We start from the raw sequence: 17885 nt of genomic DNA, 5'->3' as shown, positions 1-17885 counted from the left end.
CCTCCCGGGCGCACCGCGGAGAGGGAACCATGAGCAGCTTCGGCTTCGACGCCCCCGAGGACGTCACCGACACCACCCGCCCCGACGGCGACTCCCTGCCGGTCCCGCCGGAGGACCCGGCCGAGATCGACGACCCCGAGTCGATCGACGAGGCGCTCGACCAGGGCGCCGACGCCCGCCTCGGCGACGACCAGGACCCGCCGGAGCACCCCTTCATCCCGTCGCCCAGCTGATCGGCCGGCCGGGCGCCCCAGCGGCGCCCGGCCTCCTCCGACCTGGCTGCTCCTCCGAGCCGGCTACTCCTTCGACCCCGGCTTCAGGCGGTTCGCGAGGCGCTTGATCGGGTGGGCGGGCTCGCGCTCCGCCGGATCCTCGACCTCGAGGCCGTAGAACGTGCCGATGTCGCCGACGAACGCCTTGCGGCGGGCCTTGTCGTAGGCGCGGATCTCGCGGCGGAAGGCGATCACCGTCGCGACGCACATCAGGATCATCACGACGCTGAACGGCAGGGCCGAGAGGATCGCCGCGGTCTGCAGGGCGTCGAGGCCGCCGGCGACCAGGAGCGACAGGGCGAGCAGCGCGGTCGCGACGGCGAAGAACACGCGGATGCGGTTGCGCGGCTCCGGCTCGCCGCCGGTCGCGATCATCGACATCACCAGCGCTCCGGAGTCGGCGGAGGTGACGAAGAAGACGCCGATCAGGAGGATCGCGCCGATCGTCAGCACCGAGCCCGCGGGCAGTCCCTGCAGCATCGAGAAGAGCGCCAGGTTGGTGTCGACCGAGCCGTCGGCGCCGACGAGGCCGCCGTCGCCGTAGAGCTCCCGGTAGATGGCCGTGCCGCCGAGGACGCTGAACCAGAGGAAGGTCATGATCGTCGGCACGAGCAGCACGCCGCCGACGAACTCGCGGACCGTCCGGCCCTTCGAGACGCGGGCGATGAAGATGCCGACGAACGGCGCCCACGACATCCACCAGCCCCAGTAGAACGTGGTCCACGAGGCCTGCCACTGCTCGCCCTCGCGGCCGGCGTAGGCGCTGACCGTGAAGGTCAGGCCGATGAAGTTCTGCAGGTAGTTGCCGAGCGACTGCACGAACTCGCGGAGGAGGAACTGGGTCGGGCCGGCGACGAGCACGAAGACGAGGAGCGCGGCGGCGAGCAGCAGGTTGCCGGTCGAGAGCCACTTCATGCCCTTGCCCACGCCCGAGATCAGCGAGAAGACGGTCAGGCCCGTGACCACGGCGATGACCACGATCTGCACGGTGAGCGACGACTCCACGATGCCGCTCGCCTCCAGGCCCGCCGAGATCTGGGTGACGCCCAGGCCGAGCGAGGTCGCGACTCCGAACATGGTGCCGACCAGGGCGACCACGTCGATCGCGTTGCCCCAGCCGCCGCGGACCCGGCGGCCCAGCAGCGGCTCCAGCGCCCAGCGGATCGACACCGGCCGCTTGCGGCGGTGGATCGCGTACGCGAGGGCGAGGCCGACCACCACGTAGATGGACCAGGCGTGGACGCCCCAGTGCAGGTAGGTCTGCGAGATCGCGCTCTGCGCGAGCTGCGTCTCGGTGCCGGTGACGCCCGGGCGCGGAGTGGCGAAGTGGGTGAGCGGCTCCGCGACGCCGTAGAAGACGAGGCCGATGCCCATGCCGGCGGCGAAGAGGAGCGAGATCCAGGCGAGCATCGAGAACTCGGGCTCGTCGTCGTCGGCGCCGAGCTTGATGTCGCCGAAGCGGCTGACGCCCATCCAGATCGCGAAGGCCACGAAGACCGCGGCGATCAGCACGTAGTACCAGCTGAACGTGTTGACGACCGTGGTCTGCAGTGTCGAGAACACGGAGGTCGCGGCGTCGGGCGCGAGGATCGCGAAGGCCGCGATCGACAGCGTGAGGACGGCGGCGGGCCAGAAGACCCACCGCGCGAGGCGGTGCGGAGGGGCGGTCGTGCCCGCGGTGGCGGGGGCGGTGTCCGGGGAGGACGGGTGCTCGGACATGGGGTCCTCTCGTCGGCGGCAACCGTCCACGGTACACGGGGGCCCGTCGGCGGCCCCGGCCGGGGGAGCCGGGCTGGCATGATCCGGCCCCGGTGCGGGAGGCTGGACCCGTGCAGTTCAGAGTGTTCACCGAACCCCAGCAGGGCGCGAGCTACGAGGACCTCCTCGCCGTCGCGCAGGCCGCCGAGAGCCTCGGCTACGACGGCTTCTTCCGCTCCGACCACTACCTCCGGATGGGGGACGGCGACCCCGGCGTGGGCCCGTCCGACGCGTGGACGACACTCGCCGGCCTCGCCCGCGAGACCGAGCGGATCGCGCTCGGCGCCCTCGTCTCCTCCGTCACCTACCGGCCGCCGGGGATCCTCGCGATCCAGGTCGCCCAGGTCGACGCGATGTCCGGCGGCCGTGCCGAGCTCGGCCTCGGCACCGGCTGGTTCGAGCAGGAGCACGCCGCGTACGGCATCCCCTTCCCTCCGCGCCGCTTCGACCTCCTCGAGGAGCAGCTCGAGATCGTGACCGGCCTGTGGTCGACGCCGGTCGGCGAGCGCTACTCCTTCGCCGGCGAGCACTACACGCTGACCGACTCCCCGGCCCTGCCCAAGCCCGCCCGCCTGCCGCTGCCGGTGATCGTCGGTGGCGGCGGCCCCAAGCGGACCCCGGCGCTCGCGGCGCGGTTCGCGAGCGAGTTCAACCTGCCCTTCCCCGAGTTCGACGCGATCCCGGGGGCCTTCGAGCGCGTCGACGAGGCGTGCCGGGCGATCGGGCGCGAGCCCTCGTCGCTCGTGCACTCGGTCGCGCTGATCGCGGTCGGCGGAGGCGACGAGGCGGAGTTCACGCGCCGTGCCGCGGCGATCGGCCGCGAGCCCGCCGAGCTGCGCGAGCACGGAGTGGCCGGCGGCGTCGACGAGGCGGTCGACCGCCTCGAGTCCCTCCGCGAGGCCGGCTGCGAGCGCGTCTACCTGCAGTTCATGGACCTGCAGGACCTCGACCACCTCGACTTCTTCGCCCGGGAGGTCCTGCCGCGCCTGTCGGCGTAGGGCGGGCGCCGCTGCTGACTCTGCTCCGACCGTCCAGGAGTCGTCGCACTCGCGCTCGACTGCGACGACTCCTGGCTTCTCGCGGTCTCGTCCTCGCGGCTCCGCGCCGAGTGCGACGACTCCTGGTCACTCGCGGGCTGCGGGCAGCACGCTCCGGCCCGCGCGCCCGGGCGTCCGTCCGCGCTGCGGCCTACGCTGGAGGGATGGCGGACACGATCGAGCGCGCGGACGAGCGCCTGGCGACCCGCTCGGCGGCCGAGGTCCCGTGGATCGTGCTGGTCTGGGACGATCCGGTCAACCTGATGTCGTACGTCTCGTACGTCTTCCGCAGCTACTTCGGCTTCGGCCGGGCCGAGGCGGAGCGGCTGATGCTGCAGGTGCACACCGAGGGGCGCGCGGTCGTCGCGACCGGCAACCGCGAGGAGATGGAGCGGCACGTGGAGGCGATGCACGGCTACGGCCTGTGGGCGACGCTGCAGAAGGCCGACGCGTGAGCGCCCCGCTGCGCCCCGCGGCCGCGGAGACCGGAGAGCACCCCGCTCGCGGCATCCGAGGACTCGGCTGATGCGCGCGTTCCGCCGCGACTCCTCCGGAGCGGCCGTCGCCCGCTTCGACCGCGAGGAGGCCGGGATCCTCCGCCACCTGGCCGGCGAGATGCTCGAGCTGCTCGATCGCGGGGCGTCCTCGGAGGAGGCCCGCTCCGATCCGGCGCTCGCGCGCCTCCTGCCCGACGCCTACCGCGACGACGCCGAGGCGGCCGACGAGTTCCGCCGCTTCACCGCTCCGGACCTCGCCGCCCGCAAGATGGACGACGCCCGCGCCGTCACGGCGGCCCTCGACGCCGGCGACGGCACGAGTCACGGCCGGATCTTCGAGGGGCTGGGCGAGGTCGCGGTCCGTCTCGAGGAGCCGCAGGCGATCGCCTGGCTCCGCGCACTGACCGACATGCGGCTCGCTCTGGCCGTGCGGCTGGGTATCGACGACACCGACGACGTCGTCCCGGAGGAGGGGAGCGCGGCCGCGATCCGCAGCGTCTATGACTGGCTGGGAGGCGTGCAGGACGGACTCGTCCGCGCCGTGGACGTGTGATCCACTCGTCCCTCCAGCGATTCCACAGCTGTGGACAACCCTGTGGAAAGGTGTGGAGAACCGGCTCCGGGAGCACCTCCGAACGGCGGAGCGCCGGGCGCGGGGGTGTGGAAACGCGTAGCGTCCACCCTGTGAACACTCCGAGCACCGCCGACGCCCAGCGCACCGCCGACGACATCCAGGACTCCCGGGCGGTGCGGACCCTCGCCCGCGGCGGCTTCGCGGCGAACGGCCTCGTCCACCTCCTGATCGGAGTGATCGCGCTCGGCGTGGCCCGCGGCGGCGGAGGCGAGGCCGACCAGAGCGGTGCTCTCGGCGCCCTTGCGGCGCAGCCCGGCGGTCTGGTGATCCTCTGGATCTGCACGGTCGGCCTCTTCGGCCTGGCGCTGTGGGGGCTGCTCGAGGCGTTCCTCGTCCGCCCGCGCGAGAGCGCCCTGAAGACCTGGGGCAGCCGGCTCAAGGAGGCGGGCAAGGCCGTCGTCTACGGCGCCCTCGGCGTGACGGCGCTGAAGTTCGCGACGGGCGGCGGGTCGAGCTCGTCCGAGTCGTCCGAGAGCGCGAGCGCGCAGGTGCTCTCGGCGCCGGGCGGAGTCGTGCTGCTCGTGATCGCGGGACTGGCCGTCCTCGCGGTCGGCGGCGTCTTCGTGTACCGCGGAGCGAGCAGGAAGTTCCTCGAGAACGTCGCGGAGCCGGGCGGCACGGCGGGCACCGTCGTCACCGTGCTCGGCGTCGCCGGCTACGTCGCCAAGGGCGTGGTCCTCGGCGCTCTCGGCGTGCTGCTGATCGTCGCCGCCATCACCCACGATCCGGAGCAGGCGGGCGGGCTCGACGAGGCGCTGAAGTCGCTCGTGGAGCTGCCGGCGGGCGTGTTCCTCCTCGGCTTCGTCGCGGTCGGGCTCATCGCCTACGGGCTCTTCTGCTTCGCCCGCGCGCGCTGGCCGCGCCTCTGATGTCGGACAGCGGATCCGCTCCATACCTGTCACCCCCCTTCCGCGCAACCGGTCCCGCCGTCACGGAGTCGGTGACACGCTGGGGCCTGTGAGTGCTGGAGGCGAGGACGCGACCGGTGGACGGGTGCGTCCGCCGCTGACGCAGGACGCCGCCCGTCTGCTGACCCGCTCCGCCACGGGGGACGCCTCCGCTCTGGGAGAGCTCGTCGACCGCTTCGGCGGCCTCGTCTCGGCGTGCGTCGGCACGGTCCAGGCCGACCCGGCCGGCCGCGACCGGCTCTGCACCGACGTCTTCACCGCCGTGTGGCGCCGCGCCCGCGAGGGCGCCCGCTCGCCGGAGCCCGTGCTCTGGGTGCTCGAGGTCCTCTGCGAGACCCTCGGGTCCGCGCACGAGCTCGCCCGGCGTCCGCTCGGCAGCGGCCTGCTCGCCCTCGACTGCCCGGACCGCGAGCTCCTGCTGCTGGCAGCGGCCGGCGGCTTCTCGCAGGCCGAGATCTCGGCGCTGACCGGGATCGACGAGTTCCGGCTGCGCTCGATCCTCCGGAACGCGCTCGAGGCGCTCCAGGGTCGCGACAGCGATCTTCTGACGGCCTGACCGCCGGAGCCGTCGCGGGAGTAAAGTTGAGTCCGTCGAACTCAACTTTCGAGCCACGGAGGAGACCACCATCATGCAGGCCGGTCGGATGCCCCAGCAGGACGAGAAGTCCGCACTCGAGCAGTACGGCGTCAACCTGACCGCCATCGCCGCGAGCGGCAAGCTCGACCCGGTGATCGGGAGGGACGCCGAGATCCGGCGCGTCAGCCAGGTGCTCACGCGCCGCACCAAGAACAACCCCGTCCTCATCGGCGAGCCCGGCGTCGGCAAGACCGCCGTCGTCGAGGGGCTCGCGCAGCGGATCGTCGCGGGCGACGTCGCCGAGAGCCTCAAGGGCAAGCAGCTCGTCAGCCTCGACCTCTCGGCCCTGATCGCCGGAGCGAAGTACCGCGGCGAGTTCGAGGAGCGGCTGAAGGCCGTGCTCCAGGAGATCGAGGAGTCCGACGGCCGGATCATCACCTTCATCGACGAGCTGCACACGCTGATGGGCGCGGGCGGCGGCGAGGGGTCGGTGGCGGCCGCGAACATGCTCAAGCCCATGCTGGCGCGCGGCGAGCTGCGGATGATCGGCGCGACGACGCTCGACGAGTACCGCCAGTACATCGAGAAGGACGCCGCTCTCGAGCGCCGCTTCCAGCAGGTCCTCGTCGGCGAGCCGACCGTCGAGGACACCGTGGCGATCCTCCGCGGGCTGAAGGAGCGCTACGAGGCGCACCACAAGGTGGCGATCGCCGACTCCGCCCTGGTCGCCGCCGCGTCGCTCTCGAACCGCTACATCACCTCCCGCCAGCTGCCGGACAAGGCGATCGACCTGATCGACGAGGCCGCGTCGCGGCTGCGCATGGAGATCGACTCCGCTCCCGTCGAGATCGACGAGCTGCGCCGTTCCGTGGACCGGCTGAGGCTCGAGGAGCTGGCGCTGAAGAAGGAGAAGGACGAGGCCTCGAAGGCGCGGCTGGAGAAGCTGCGCGAGGACCTGGCCCGCCGCGGCGCCCAGCTCGAGGAGCTGCAGGAGCGCTGGGAGCGCGAGCGCGCCTCCCTCAACCGCGTCGGCGAGCTCAAGAACCGGCTCGACGCCCTGCGGATCGCCGCCGAGCGCGCGCAGCGCGAGGGGAAGCTCGAGCGCGCGTCGAAGCTGCTCTACGGCGACATCCCGGTGATCGAGCGCGAGCTCGCGGCCGCCGAGGCGGAGGAGGAGCCGGCCGAGGGCCGCATGGTCAACGAGCAGGTGACGGCCGACGACATCGCCGCGGTGATCGCCGCCTGGACGGGGATCCCCGTCGGGCGTCTCCTGCAGGGCGAGACCGAGAAGCTGCTGCACCTCGAGACCGAGCTGCACCGCCGACTGATCGGCCAGGACGAGGCGGTGTCGGCCGTCGCGGACGCGGTGCGCCGCACCCGCGCGGGCATCTCCGACCCCGACCGGCCGACCGGCTCCTTCCTCTTCCTCGGGCCGACCGGCGTCGGCAAGACCGAGCTGGCGAAGGCGCTCGCCGACCACCTCTTCGACGACGAGAAGGCGATGGTCCGCATCGACATGTCGGAGTACGGCGAGAAGTTCGCCGTCTCGCGGCTGGTCGGCGCCCCTCCCGGCTACATCGGCTACGAGCAGGGCGGCCAGCTCACGGAGGCGGTCCGCCGCCGCCCGTACTCGGTGGTGCTCCTCGACGAGATCGAGAAGGCGCACCCCGAGGTGTTCGACGTCCTGCTCCAGGTGCTCGACGACGGCCGGCTCACCGACGGCCAGGGGCGGACGGTCGACTTCCGCAACACGATCCTCATCCTCACCTCCAACCTGGGGTCGCAGTTCCTCGTGGACCCGGCGCTGTCACGGCCGCAGAAGGAGGAGGCGGTCCAGCAGATGGTGCGCCAGGCCTTCAAGCCCGAGTTCGTGAACCGGCTCGACGACATCGTGATCTTCGACGCGCTCGACCGCACCGAGCTCGGCGAGATCGTGTCGCTGTACGTCGACCGGCTGTCGAGGAGGCTCTCGGAGCGACGGCTCGACCTGGCGGTGACGCCCGCGGCCCGCGGGTGGCTGGCCGAGCGCGGCTACGACCCGCAGTACGGCGCGCGGCCGCTGCGCCGGCTGATGCAGCGGGCGATCGACGACCAGCTGGCGACGGCGCTGCTCGGCGGCACGGTGCGCGACGGGGACGTGGTGCTGGTGGACGTGGCGCCGGACGGCGAGAGCCTGTCGGTGACGGCGGGGATGCCCGCGTCGGACTGACCGGGGTGCTCGACCCCTGTCGCGAGTCCGACTTCTGCGTACTCGCAGGGGAGAGGAGCGCGCGGGTGGCGACGGAAGTTCCCTCCACAGGGCGCGCGAGGGCGGGAGTCGTCCACAGTCGCGGGATCCGCGGCGCGCCCGTCCGGCGGGCTCCGTAGCGTCGGCGGCATGTCCTTCGAAACGCCCGGCCCCCGGATGGCCGACCTCCCTCCCGAGGAGAGGCCGAGGGAGCGCCTCCGCGCCTACGGACCGGAAGCGCTCACCGACGCCGAGACCCTCGCCGTGCTCATCGGGGCCGGCGTCCGCGGCGCCAACGCGACCGTCGTCGCGCAGCGCCTCCTCGCGCGCTTCGGCGGCATCGACGCCGTCGCCCGGGCCGGGGTGGGCGATCTGATGCGGCACCGCGGAGTCGGCGAGGTCGCCGCCTGCCGCCTGGTCGCCTCCTTCGAGCTGCGGCGGAGGATGAACCGCGCCTCGCGCGCCGCCCGGGTGACCGACGCCGCCGGCCTGGCCGGGCTCGTCGCTCCGCTGCTGGCCGCCCGGCCGGTCGAGACCGTGCTGGCGGTGGCGCTCGCCGAGTCCGGAGCCGTCCGCGACGTCCTGACGCTGGCCGACGGAGCCCCGGCGCACGCCGAGATCCCCGTCGCCGCCGTGCTCGCCGAGGTGCTGGCGCGCGGCGCGGCGGGCATCGGCCTGGCGCACAGCCACGCGGGCGAGGCCGTGGTGCTCCCCTCCGACCGTGCGGCGACGCGGGCGATCGCCGACGGGGCAGAGGCGTGCGGCCTGCGGTTCCTCGCGCACGTCGTGATCGGGCGCGACGGCTGGGCGGAGGCGCAGCCGTGACGCGGCGCAGGGCTGCTGCGGGGCCCCTCCGTTCCGGCAGGACGCCTCCCGCCCGGCGCCGGACCGCCCCCGGCCGCGCCCCGGCTCTCCACCTGGGCCGCGTCGGCGCGCGTTCGTGCAAGCCCCCGCCTCTCCGGCGCCCGCGGCCGGTCGCGGGCGTACCGTGGACGCCGACCCCATCCCCCTCCCGACCAGGAGCACCCATGCGAGCAACACTCATCCACGGCGAGCGCGACATCCGACTCGAGGAGGTCCCCGACCCGCAGCTCTCGACGGGGCGCGACGCGATCGTCCGCGTCACCGCGGCCTGCGTCTGCGGCTCGGACCTCTGGCCCTACCGCGGCGTCACGCCCACCAAGGAGGCGCACCGCATCGGCCACGAGTTCGTCGGCGTCGTCGAGGAGATCGGCGACGACGTGCACGACGTCGCGGTCGGCGACTTCGTGATCGCCCCGTTCTACGTCTGCGACGGCACCTGCGCGAACTGCGCCAACGGCGTCTCCACCTCGTGCCTCACCGGCGGCTGGTGGGGCGCCGAGGTCCGCGAGGAGGGCTTCGCGGACGGCGCCCAGGGCGAGAAGGTGCGCGTGCCCCTCGCCGACGGCACGCTCTTCCGCGTGGGCATCGATCCGGACCCGGCGCTCATCCCCAGCCTGCTCACCCTCGCCGACGTGATGGGGACCGGCCACCACGCCGCGGTCTCGGCCGGCGTCACCGCTGGCTCGACCGTCGCGGTCGTCGGCGACGGCGCGGTCGGCCTCTGCGCCGTCCTGGCGGCCAAGCGCCTCGGCGCGACCACGATCATCGCGATGTCGCGGCACGAGTCGCGGCAGAACCTCGCCCGCCGCTTCGGGGCGACCCACATCGTCGAGACCCGCGGCGACGAGGGCGTCGCGCGCGTCCGCGAGCTGACCGGCGGGATCGGCGCCGACTGCGTGCTCGAGTGCGTCGGCACCAAGGAGTCGATGCAGCAGGCCCTCGACTCCACCCGCCCCGGCGGCATGGTCGGCTACGTCGGCGTCCCCAACGGAGGCCCCGAGCTGCCCGTCCGCCAGATGTTCGGCTCGAACGTGGGCGTCAACGGCGGAGTCGCGCCGGTCCGCGGCTACATGGCCGAGCTGCTGCCCGACGTGCTCAGCGGCGCGATCGAGCCCGGTCTGGTCTTCGACCTCGAGCTGCCCCTCGAGGAGATCGCCGAGGCGTACGCCGCCATGGACGAGCGCCGCGCGATCAAGACCCTCGTGCGTCCGTAGTCCCGCGGAGGGGCGCCGGCACGGTCGCGAGGAGTAGCCTCCCGCGCATGACCGCGTCAGCCCGCACCGCCGCGACGGCGCCCCTCTTCCACCCCGACCTCGCGCTCGGCCGCTTCCTCCCGCCGATCGTCCTCGGCCCGCGACTGCTGCGCCTCGCCACGCGACGCGCCGCCGAGGGAGGCGAGGCTCCGCCCGACATCGTGGTCGACGACGTCGAGATCCCCGTCGCCGGAGCCGCTCCCGTCCGGGCCCGCAGCTACCGGCCGCGCATCCTCCGCGGTACCGCTCCCGCGCTCCTCTGGGTACACGGCGGCGGCATGGTGCTCGGCAGCCACCTCCAGGACGAGGCGCCCTGCATCGACTTCGCCCGCACCCTGGGCATCACGGTCGTCTCCGTCGACTACCGCCTCGCGCCCGCGCATCCGGCCCCGGCTGCCGTCGAGGACGTGCTGGCCGCGTTCGACTGGCTCGTCGAGCACGCGCAGGAGCGCGGCGTCGACCCGGCGCGCATCGCCGTCGGAGGCGCGAGCGCGGGCGGCGGCATCGCCGCGGGTGCGACCCTCCTCGCACACGACCGCGGAGGAGCGCAGCCCGCGTTCCAGCTGCTCGTCTACCCGATGCTCGACGACCGCACCGTCACCCGGCCCGGTCCTCCTCCGCGCGGAGTCCGCGTCTGGACCCCGGGCAGCAACCGCTTCGGCTGGACCGCCTACCTCGCAGGCGAGCCCGGCGGCCCCGGCGTCGCGGCCTACGCCGCCCCCGCCCGCCGCGACGACCTCACGGGCCTGCCGCCGGCCTGGATCGGCGTCGGCGGCCTCGACCTCTTCCACGACGAGGACGTCCGCTACGCCGAGCGCCTGCGCGCGGCCGGAGTGCCGTGCGGGCTCGAGATCGTGGAGGGCGCCTTCCACGGCTTCGACGCCCTGTTCCGCCGGACCGGCGTGGCGAAGCGCTTCTGGGCGGCGCAGGCCGCGGCGCTCGGCGAGGCCCTCCTCGCCTGACCTCCGCGTCGACGCGCCGGGCCGATTCCGTCTCCGGCGCTCGGCACTGCGAGGCTGAGGGGCGACGGCCGCCGCCCGCGCGTCATTTGTGCCGTGCCTGCCGCGCATCCCTCTCCGCCCGCCGCCCCGCCCCGCCCCGTCTCCCGGAGGACCCATGGACATCGACCGCATCGCCACCCGCTACGAGATCGCCCTGCCCGCCTGGATCGGTGACGCCCTCCGCGACGTCCCCGAGGTCCTCCCGAGCCTCGAGGACCGGATGGCCCTCGTGCACGCGCTCGCCGACCGCAACTTCCGCGAGGGGAACGGCGGCCCGTTCGCGGCGATCGTCGTCGAGCGCGACTCCGGTCGTCTCGTCTCGGTCGGAGTGAACGTCGTCCTCGGCAGCGGGGTCTCGTCCGGCCACGCCGAGGTGACGGCGCTCGGTCTCGCGCAGACCGCGCTCGGCACCTGGGACCTCGGCGGCGAGGGCCTCCCCGCGCACGACCTGGTCGTCAACTGGCGCCCGTGCGTGCAGTGCTACGGAGCGACGATGTGGTCGGGGGTGCGCCGCCTGGTCGTCGCGGGCTCCGGCCCCGAGCTCGAGGAGATCAGCACCTTCGACGAGGGCCCGATGCGCGAGGACTGGGCCGCGCAGTTCGAGGCCCGCGGCATCGAGGTCGTCGACGGCGTGCTCCGCGACGAGGCCCTCGACGTGTTCCGCGCCTACCGCGCCTCCGTCGACTCCGGCGAGGTGCTCGTCTACAACGCCCGCGCCGACTCCTGATACCGCGGCGGGTCCGGTCCTCGCATCGGTTCCGCGCCGGACGCACGGGAGCCCCGCCTCAGCGGGGCCCCGTGCGGTCCTGAGCTGCCGGCCGCTGGAAGCGGTCAGCGGCGGCTCAGCGCCACCAGTCGTCGAACATCGACAGCGGCACCTGGCGCTTGTGCTCGGTCGCGGCGTACCGCGCCTCGATCGCCTCGGCGACGGCCCGGTCGACCTCGCCGCCCTCGAGGTACGTGTCGAGGTCGGCGTAGGTGAGCCCGAGGTTCGTCTCGTCGGTCTGGCCGGGGTTGTCGTCGAGCAGGTCCGCCGTCGGCGCCTTCTCGTAGAGCCGGGCCGGTGCGTCCAGGTGCTCGAGGAGCGAGCGCCCCTGCCGCTTGGTGAGGCCGGTGAGCGGGAGGACGTCGGCGCCGCCGTCGCCGTACTTCGTGAAGAAGCCGGTGACCGCCTCGGCCGCGTGGTCGGTCCCGACGACGAGCATCCCGGCCTGGCCGGCGATCGCGTACTGCGCGATCATCCGCATCCGCGCCTTCACGTTGCCCTTCACGAAGTCGCTGATCGGCTCGTCGACCGCGTCGCCGAATGCTGCGGCCACGCCGTCGACGCCCTGGTGGATGTCGAAGACGACCTGGCGGTCCGGGCGGATGAACGTGAGGGCGAGCTGGGCGTCCTCCTCGTCGGCCTGCACCTTGTACGGCAGGCGGACCGCGATGAAGGAGGCGTCGCCGCCGCTCGCGCGGACCTGCTCGACCGCGAGCTGGCAGAGGCGCCCGGCGAGGCTCGAGTCCTGGCCGCCGCTGATGCCGAGGACGAGGCCCTTCGCGCCGGTGCTGCGGAGGTAGTCGGCGAGGAATCCGCTGCGCCGTTCGACCTCGACGGCCGGATCGACGGCGGGGGAGACGTGGAGCTCGGAGATGATCTGCTGTTGGACGTCGCGCACGGCTTCACGCTACTCCGGATGCTCCCCGGCGGCCCCTCCTCGCCGCGGACGCGCAGGCTCCCGACGCCTCCCCGAAACAGGGTCCGCCCGCCGCGTCCGACTGGCGCGGCGCCTACCCGCGCTCGGCGACGATGCGGGCGATGCGCGCCGGGACGGTGTCGTCCTGGAGGCTCGTCACGTCTCCGAGCGGGCGGCCGTCGCGGATGTCGCCGAGCAGCCGCCGCATGATCTTGCCGGAGCGGGTCTTGGGCAGATCCGGCACCACCACCACGTCGCGCGGCTTGGCGATCGGACCGATCGCGACCGCCACGTGGTCGCGCAGGAGCGCCGAGAGCGTCGTGCCGAGCGCGGCCCAGTAGGCCGGGTCCTCCTCGCTGCGGTCGACGGCCTCGTCGGAGGGGATGACGAACGCCGCGATGGCCTGGCCGGTCGTCGCGTCGGCGACTCCAACGACTCCGGCCTCGCCGACGGCCGGATGGGCGACGAGTGCCGATTCGATCTCGATCGTGGACAGGCGGTGCCCGGAGACGTTGATGACGTCGTCGACGCGGCCGAGCACCCAGACGTCGCCGTCGGCGTCGTACTTCGCGCCGTCCCCGGAGAAGAACCACCCCTGGGACGCGTAGCGGGCCCAGTAGGAGTCGCGGTACCGCTCCGGGTCGCCCCACACGGTGCGGGCGAGCGCCGGCCCGGTCCGGTCGACCACGAGGTAGCCGCCGGAGCCGTTCGGCACCCGCTCGCCGTGCTCGTCCACCACGAGGACGCCGAGCCCGGGCAGGGCTCCGAGAGACGAGCCCGGCTTGAGGGTCGAGACGCCCGGCAGCGGGCACATCACCGCGGCGCCGGTCTCGGACTGCCACCAGGTGTCGACGATCGGGCAGCGTCCGCCGCCGATCGCCTCGTGGAACCAGACCCAGGCCTCGGGGTTGATGGACTCGCCGACGGTGCCGAGCAGGCGCAGGCTCGACAGGTCGTACCGGGCGGGCACGCCCTCGGGGAACCAGGTCATCAGCGTCCGGATCAGCGTCGGCGCCGTGTAGTAGACGGTCACCCCGTACCGCTCGATGATCTCGAAGTGCCGGGCGGTGTGCGGGGTGCTCGGGGTGCCCTCGTAGATGACCTGGGTGAGCCCGTTCGAGAGCGGTCCGTAGATCTCGTAGGTGTGCGCGGTGACCCAGGCGAGGTCGGCGGTGCACCAGTGCACGTCGTCCGGCTTCGCGTCGAACACCGCCCAGTGCGTCCAGGAGGCCTGCGTGAGGTAGCCGCCGCTGGTGTGCACCAGCCCCTTGGGCTTCCCGGTCGTGCCGGAGGTGTAGATGATGAACAGCGGCGTCTCGGAGTCGAAGGCCTCGGCCTCGTGGACGTCGCTCTGCGCGTCGACCAGCTCGTGCCACCAGACGTCGCGGCCCGGGGTCCACGGGACGTCGGTCTCATCGGTGCGGCGGACGACGAGGACGTGCTCGATCGACGCGACCCCCTCGACCGCCCTGTCGGCGCCCGCCTTGACCGGCACCGCCGCTCCGCGCCGGAACTGCCCGTCCGTGGTGACCAGGAGCTTCGCGCCGGTGTCCTCCACGCGGAACCGCACCGCCTCGGCGGAGAAGCCGCCGAAGACGAGCGAGTGGATCGCGCCGATCCGCGCGATCGCGAGCGTGATGACGATGGTCTCGGGGATCACCGGGAGATAGACGACGACGCGGTCGCCCTTCCCGATCCCGAGCGCGGTCAGCGCGTTCGCGGCGCGGGAGACCTCGCGCTGGAGCTCGGCGTAGGTGATCGACCGCCGGTCGCCGCGCTCGCCCTCGAAGTGGAGGGCGGTCTTCCCGCCGCGTCCCGCGTCCACGTGGCGGTCGACGCAGTTGACGGCCACGTTCAGCCGTCCACCCTCGAACCAGGTCGTGCGCGGCACCGAGAGCGAGCCGCCGGGCAGCGGAGCGGCAGGCTCCCAGCTGTGGGCGGTGTGCCACGGCTCCGCCCACTCGAGGCGGCGGGCCGCCTCCTCCCAGAACGCGACCGGATCGGCGGCGGCTCGCGAGTACTCCTCCGCGCCCGCGTTCGCCTGCGCGGCGAAGGCCGCGGGCGGGGGGAACCGGCGGTGCTCGTCGAGCAGGTTGGCGATCGTCCCGCTCACGCTCGGAGCTCCCTCCCCGGCGCTCACGCCCACTTCCTCACGGCGTAGCGCTGGAACACGCCGACGATGGCATCGGTGAGCTTGCCCAGCACGGCCAGCAGGACGATCGCCAGGAACACCCGGTCGATCCGGCCGTTGTTCTGGCTGTCGATGAGGCGGAAGCCGAGGCCCATCGAGGAGGCGATGAGCTCGGAGGCGACCAGGAACAGCCACGACTGGGCGAGCGCGAGGCGCAGCCCGGAGATCACGGACGGGATCACCGCGGGCAGCTGCACCGTCGTGAAGAGCCGGACGCCCGAGAGGCCGAAGGCGCGGCCGGCCTCGACGAGGTGCCGGTCGACGTGGCCGAGCGCCGTGGCCACCGTGGTGAAGACGGGGAAGAACGCGCCGATCGTGATCAGGGTGATCTTCGACTCCTCGCCGATGCCCATCCAGAGCAGCAGCAGCGGGACCCAGGCCAGCGACGGGACCGCCCGGATCGCGCCGAGCGTCGGTCCGAGGATGACCTCCCAGACGCGGGAGAGCCCGAAGAGCGCGCCGACCACGAGCCCGAGCGCCGAGCCGAGCGCGAACCCGATGAGCACGCGCTGCGTCGAGATGGCGACGTCCTGGCCGAGGTCGCCGCGCTGGGCGAGGTCGACGCCGGCCGCCCAGACCATCGCGGGCGAGGGGAAGACCGCCACCGAGACCATCCCGGTCGTCGTCGCGATCTGCCAGGCGGCGAGCAGCAGCACGGGCAGGATCGCGCCTCCCGCGACCACGAACCACCGTCGCGTGGTGAGCGGGTGGGAGCGGTCCTCGCGGAGGCGGCGCTGGGAGGCCGCGACCGACGGGCCCGCCGTCACGAGTCCGGGCTCACCCGGCATCGGCGCGGACAGCGCGCTCCGCCGCAGCACATCGGCGTCGGTCGCGGTGTCGTCGTCGCGGATCGTCATCGTCGGTCTCCTCGGATCACGGGGTCGGGGGCGGAGGGCCGGACCCTCAGGCGCCGATGGCGCTCGGGTCGGCCGCCGAGGCGTAGGTGTCGTCGAGCAGCGAGTCGAGCGCGTCGTCGACCTGCTGCTGCGAGGCGACGTCGCCGTTCTCGACGAAGATCGGGCCGATCACGGCGAGCACGTCGGTCTGCGCGGAGCCGGGGACGTTGTCGACGTCGAGGTTGCTGCGCTCGGTGATGACCGTCGTCGCCACCGCCACGTCGAGGCCGGCGACGGAGGCGAGGATGCTCGCCGTCTCGTCCTGGTTCTCGAGCGCCCAGGCGCGGGCGTGCTCGTACGCGTTCACGACGGTCTGCGCGAGGTCCGGCTTCTCGGCGAGGAAGCTCTCGGTCGCGTTGAGCAGGCCGTAGGAGTTGAAGTCGACGTTGCGGTAGAGCAGGGTCGCCCCGGCCGCCTCGGCGCCGGCCATGATCGGGTCCAGGCCCGCCCAGGCGTCGACGGAGCCGTTCTGCAGCGCCGCCCAGCCGTCGGCGTGCTGCAGGTTCTGCACCGTCACGTCGCCGATGCCCAGGCCGGCGGCCTCGAGCGCCTGCACCAGGAAGAAGTACGGGTCGGTGCCCTTGGTGGCCGCGATCTGCTTGCCCTTGAGCTGCTCGACCGACGTGATCGCCGAGCCGGCGGGGACGACGAGGGCCGACCACTCCGGCTGCGAGAAGATGTCGATCGTCCTGATCGGCGAGCCGTTCGAGCGGGCGAGCAGTGCGGCCGAGCCGGCGGTGGAGCCGACGTCGATCGCTCCGGCGCGCAGGGCCTCGTTGGCCTTGTTGGAGCCGGCCGACTGCACCCAGGCGACGGTGACCTGCTGCTCGGCGAGGGCGGCCTCGAGCCAGCCCTTCTCCTTGATGACCAGGCTCAGCGGGTTGTACGTCGCGAAGTCGAGCGTGAGCGTGCCGCCCTGAGTTCCTCCGGAGGCGGCGTCGGCGGTCGCGGCCGCCGCTCCTCCTCCGCCCTCGCCCTGCACGCAGCCCGCGAGGAGCGGGACGGCGGCGGCGGTGAGCAGACCGGCGAGAGCGGTGCGGCGGGTGAGCGGGGAGCTGGTGAACGACATGGGGGCCTCGGCTTCGGGGATGCGGTGACAGCGAGTGTGGACGCTGCAGGGGAGGGGCGGTGCGGGGAGGTGCTCGTGCGGTGGAGAGCGGGAGGAGGAGGCGGCTGGGGAGGGAGGTCGTGCCGCCCGGACCGTGCCGCCCGGGTGGAGGGATGCGGGTCGATCCGCCCGGGGTCAGTGCCGCTCGATGCCCAGCCCCGCGAGGAGCTCGGCCCGGTGCTCGGCGAGCTCCGCCGAGCCGCGGTCGCGCGGCCGCGCTCCGGGGACGGCGACGATCCGCTGGATGCGCGAGACGCCTCCGGGCTCGTCGCGCCCGAGGAGCACGATGCGGTCGGCCAGCTGGAGGGCCTCGTCGACGTCGTGGGTGACGAGCAGGATCGTCGCCGGAGCCGCCGCGTGCACGTCGAGCAGCAGGTCCTGCATCCGCAGGCGGGTCAGCGCGTCGAGCGCCCCGAAGGGCTCGTCCAGGAGGAGCACGCCGGGGTTCCGGGCGAGGGCGCGGGCGAGGGAGGCGCGCTGGGCCATCCCTCCGGACACCTCGCGAGGCCGCGAGCGGGCGTGCGCGGTGAGGCCGACCAGCGAGAGCAGCTCGTCGACGGCGGCGCGGGCCGCCGGGCGCGGGGTGCCGCGCGGCAGGCCGAGCGCGACGTTGTCGGCGATGCTCCGCCAGGGCAGCAGCCGCGGCTCCTGGAACGCCACCGCGCAGCGCGGGTCGATGCCGGAGACGGGGGCGCCGTCGATGAGGACGGACCCCTCGGAGGCGGTGTCCAGGCCCGCCGCGATGCGCAGCAGCGTCGACTTGCCGCAGCCGCTCGGGCCGAGGATCGCGATGACCTCGCCCGCGGCGGCCTCGAGCGTCACGTCGGTCAGCACGGGGGACCCGGGCGCGAAGGTGCGGCCGACCCCCTCGAAGCGCACGGGGAACGCCGACTGGCCGAGCTCGGCGTCGAAGGCCAGGCTCGTGCGGGCGGCGGGGGTGGCGGGCATGTCTCTCCGGGCAGCGGGACGGGCGGGCGGAT

Annotated in this window: 17 protein-coding genes; 11 read left to right on the top strand and 6 right to left on the bottom strand. The window is 73.6% G+C overall.

Annotated elements, in window-relative coordinates; genetic code table 11:
- The first annotated feature begins 29 nt into the window (after positions 1-29).
- Positions 30-233 carry a hypothetical protein gene (locus C5C69_RS14255; RefSeq protein ID WP_104222832.1) on the top strand — a complete coding sequence of 68 codons (204 nt, stop codon included), beginning with the start codon at positions 30-32 and terminating at the stop codon, positions 231-233.
- Positions 234-296: 63 nt separating this feature from the next.
- On the opposite strand, the gene C5C69_RS14250 is transcribed toward C5C69_RS14255, so the two are convergent.
- Positions 297-1991, bottom strand: coding sequence for a BCCT family transporter (locus C5C69_RS14250; protein WP_104258185.1), 1695 nt, complete (start codon positions 1989-1991; stop codon positions 297-299).
- A gap of 110 nt (positions 1992-2101) precedes the next feature.
- On the opposite strand from C5C69_RS14250, the gene C5C69_RS14245 reads away from it, so the two are divergent.
- The 10 genes from C5C69_RS14245 to C5C69_RS14200 all read left to right on the top strand — a co-directional run bounded on the left by C5C69_RS14245 (position 2102) and on the right by C5C69_RS14200 (position 11755).
- Positions 2102-3028, top strand: a complete 927-nt coding sequence (locus tag C5C69_RS14245; protein WP_104258184.1) for an LLM class F420-dependent oxidoreductase — start codon at positions 2102-2104, stop codon at positions 3026-3028.
- Positions 3029-3231: 203 nt separating this feature from the next.
- Entirely contained in the window at positions 3232-3522 is a 291-nt protein-coding gene (clpS, locus tag C5C69_RS14240) for an ATP-dependent Clp protease adapter ClpS (protein ID WP_104222829.1), read from the top strand.
- A gap of 70 nt (positions 3523-3592) precedes the next feature.
- Complete coding sequence (locus C5C69_RS14235; protein WP_104225742.1) at positions 3593-4117, top strand: DUF2017 domain-containing protein; 525 nt, start codon at positions 3593-3595, stop codon at positions 4115-4117.
- Between the two features lie 131 nt (positions 4118-4248).
- Entirely contained in the window at positions 4249-5067 is an 819-nt protein-coding gene (locus tag C5C69_RS14230) for a DUF1206 domain-containing protein (RefSeq protein ID WP_104258183.1), read from the top strand.
- Between the two features lie 88 nt (positions 5068-5155).
- Positions 5156-5662, top strand: a complete 507-nt coding sequence (locus C5C69_RS14225; RefSeq protein WP_146079286.1) for an RNA polymerase sigma factor — start codon at positions 5156-5158, stop codon at positions 5660-5662.
- An 88-nt stretch (positions 5663-5750) separates the two neighbouring features.
- A complete protein-coding gene (locus C5C69_RS14220) occupies positions 5751-7892 on the top strand; it encodes an ATP-dependent Clp protease ATP-binding subunit (protein ID WP_374953578.1) in 2142 nt (713 codons plus the stop codon).
- Positions 7893-8060: 168 nt separating this feature from the next.
- Positions 8061-8735, top strand: coding sequence for a RadC family protein (locus tag C5C69_RS14215; RefSeq protein WP_104225738.1), 675 nt, complete (start codon positions 8061-8063; stop codon positions 8733-8735).
- Positions 8736-8938: 203 nt separating this feature from the next.
- Entirely contained in the window at positions 8939-9988 is a 1050-nt protein-coding gene (locus C5C69_RS14210) for a zinc-dependent alcohol dehydrogenase family protein (protein WP_104258179.1), read from the top strand.
- Between the two features lie 47 nt (positions 9989-10035).
- On the top strand, positions 10036-10989 hold the full coding sequence (locus C5C69_RS14205; RefSeq protein WP_104258178.1) for an alpha/beta hydrolase: 954 nt from the start codon (positions 10036-10038) through the stop codon (positions 10987-10989).
- A gap of 154 nt (positions 10990-11143) precedes the next feature.
- Positions 11144-11755 carry a nucleoside deaminase gene (locus C5C69_RS14200; protein ID WP_181127068.1) on the top strand — a complete coding sequence of 204 codons (612 nt, stop codon included), beginning with the start codon at positions 11144-11146 and terminating at the stop codon, positions 11753-11755.
- Between the two features lie 115 nt (positions 11756-11870).
- Here the strand turns inward: C5C69_RS14200 and nadE are convergent, their stop codons facing one another.
- From nadE to C5C69_RS14175, 5 genes are all read right to left on the bottom strand, one after another.
- On the bottom strand, positions 11871-12692 hold the full coding sequence (gene nadE, locus C5C69_RS14195; RefSeq protein WP_104222821.1) for an ammonia-dependent NAD(+) synthetase: 822 nt from the start codon (positions 12690-12692) through the stop codon (positions 11871-11873).
- 112 nt (positions 12693-12804) lie between these two features.
- Positions 12805-14823, bottom strand: a complete 2019-nt coding sequence (acs, locus tag C5C69_RS14190) for an acetate--CoA ligase (protein WP_104258193.1) — start codon at positions 14821-14823, stop codon at positions 12805-12807.
- Positions 14824-14846: 23 nt separating this feature from the next.
- Entirely contained in the window at positions 14847-15758 is a 912-nt protein-coding gene (locus C5C69_RS14185; RefSeq protein WP_258065210.1) for an ABC transporter permease, read from the bottom strand.
- 46 nt (positions 15759-15804) lie between these two features.
- Positions 15805-16866: an aliphatic sulfonate ABC transporter substrate-binding protein gene (locus C5C69_RS14180; protein ID WP_104250694.1), complete on the bottom strand. Its 1062-nt coding sequence runs from the start codon at positions 16864-16866 to the stop codon at positions 15805-15807.
- Positions 16867-17040: 174 nt separating this feature from the next.
- On the bottom strand, positions 17041-17853 hold the full coding sequence (locus tag C5C69_RS14175; RefSeq protein ID WP_104234373.1) for an ABC transporter ATP-binding protein: 813 nt from the start codon (positions 17851-17853) through the stop codon (positions 17041-17043).
- Positions 17854-17885 lie beyond the last annotated feature (32 nt).

It is taken from the genome of Rathayibacter sp. AY1C7 (genome assembly GCF_002931865.1).
In the GTDB taxonomy this organism is placed as follows: domain Bacteria; phylum Actinomycetota; class Actinomycetes; order Actinomycetales; family Microbacteriaceae; genus Rathayibacter.
The sequence above is the reverse complement of the archived record's forward strand: the minus strand, read 5'-3'. Positions and strand labels throughout refer to the sequence as shown.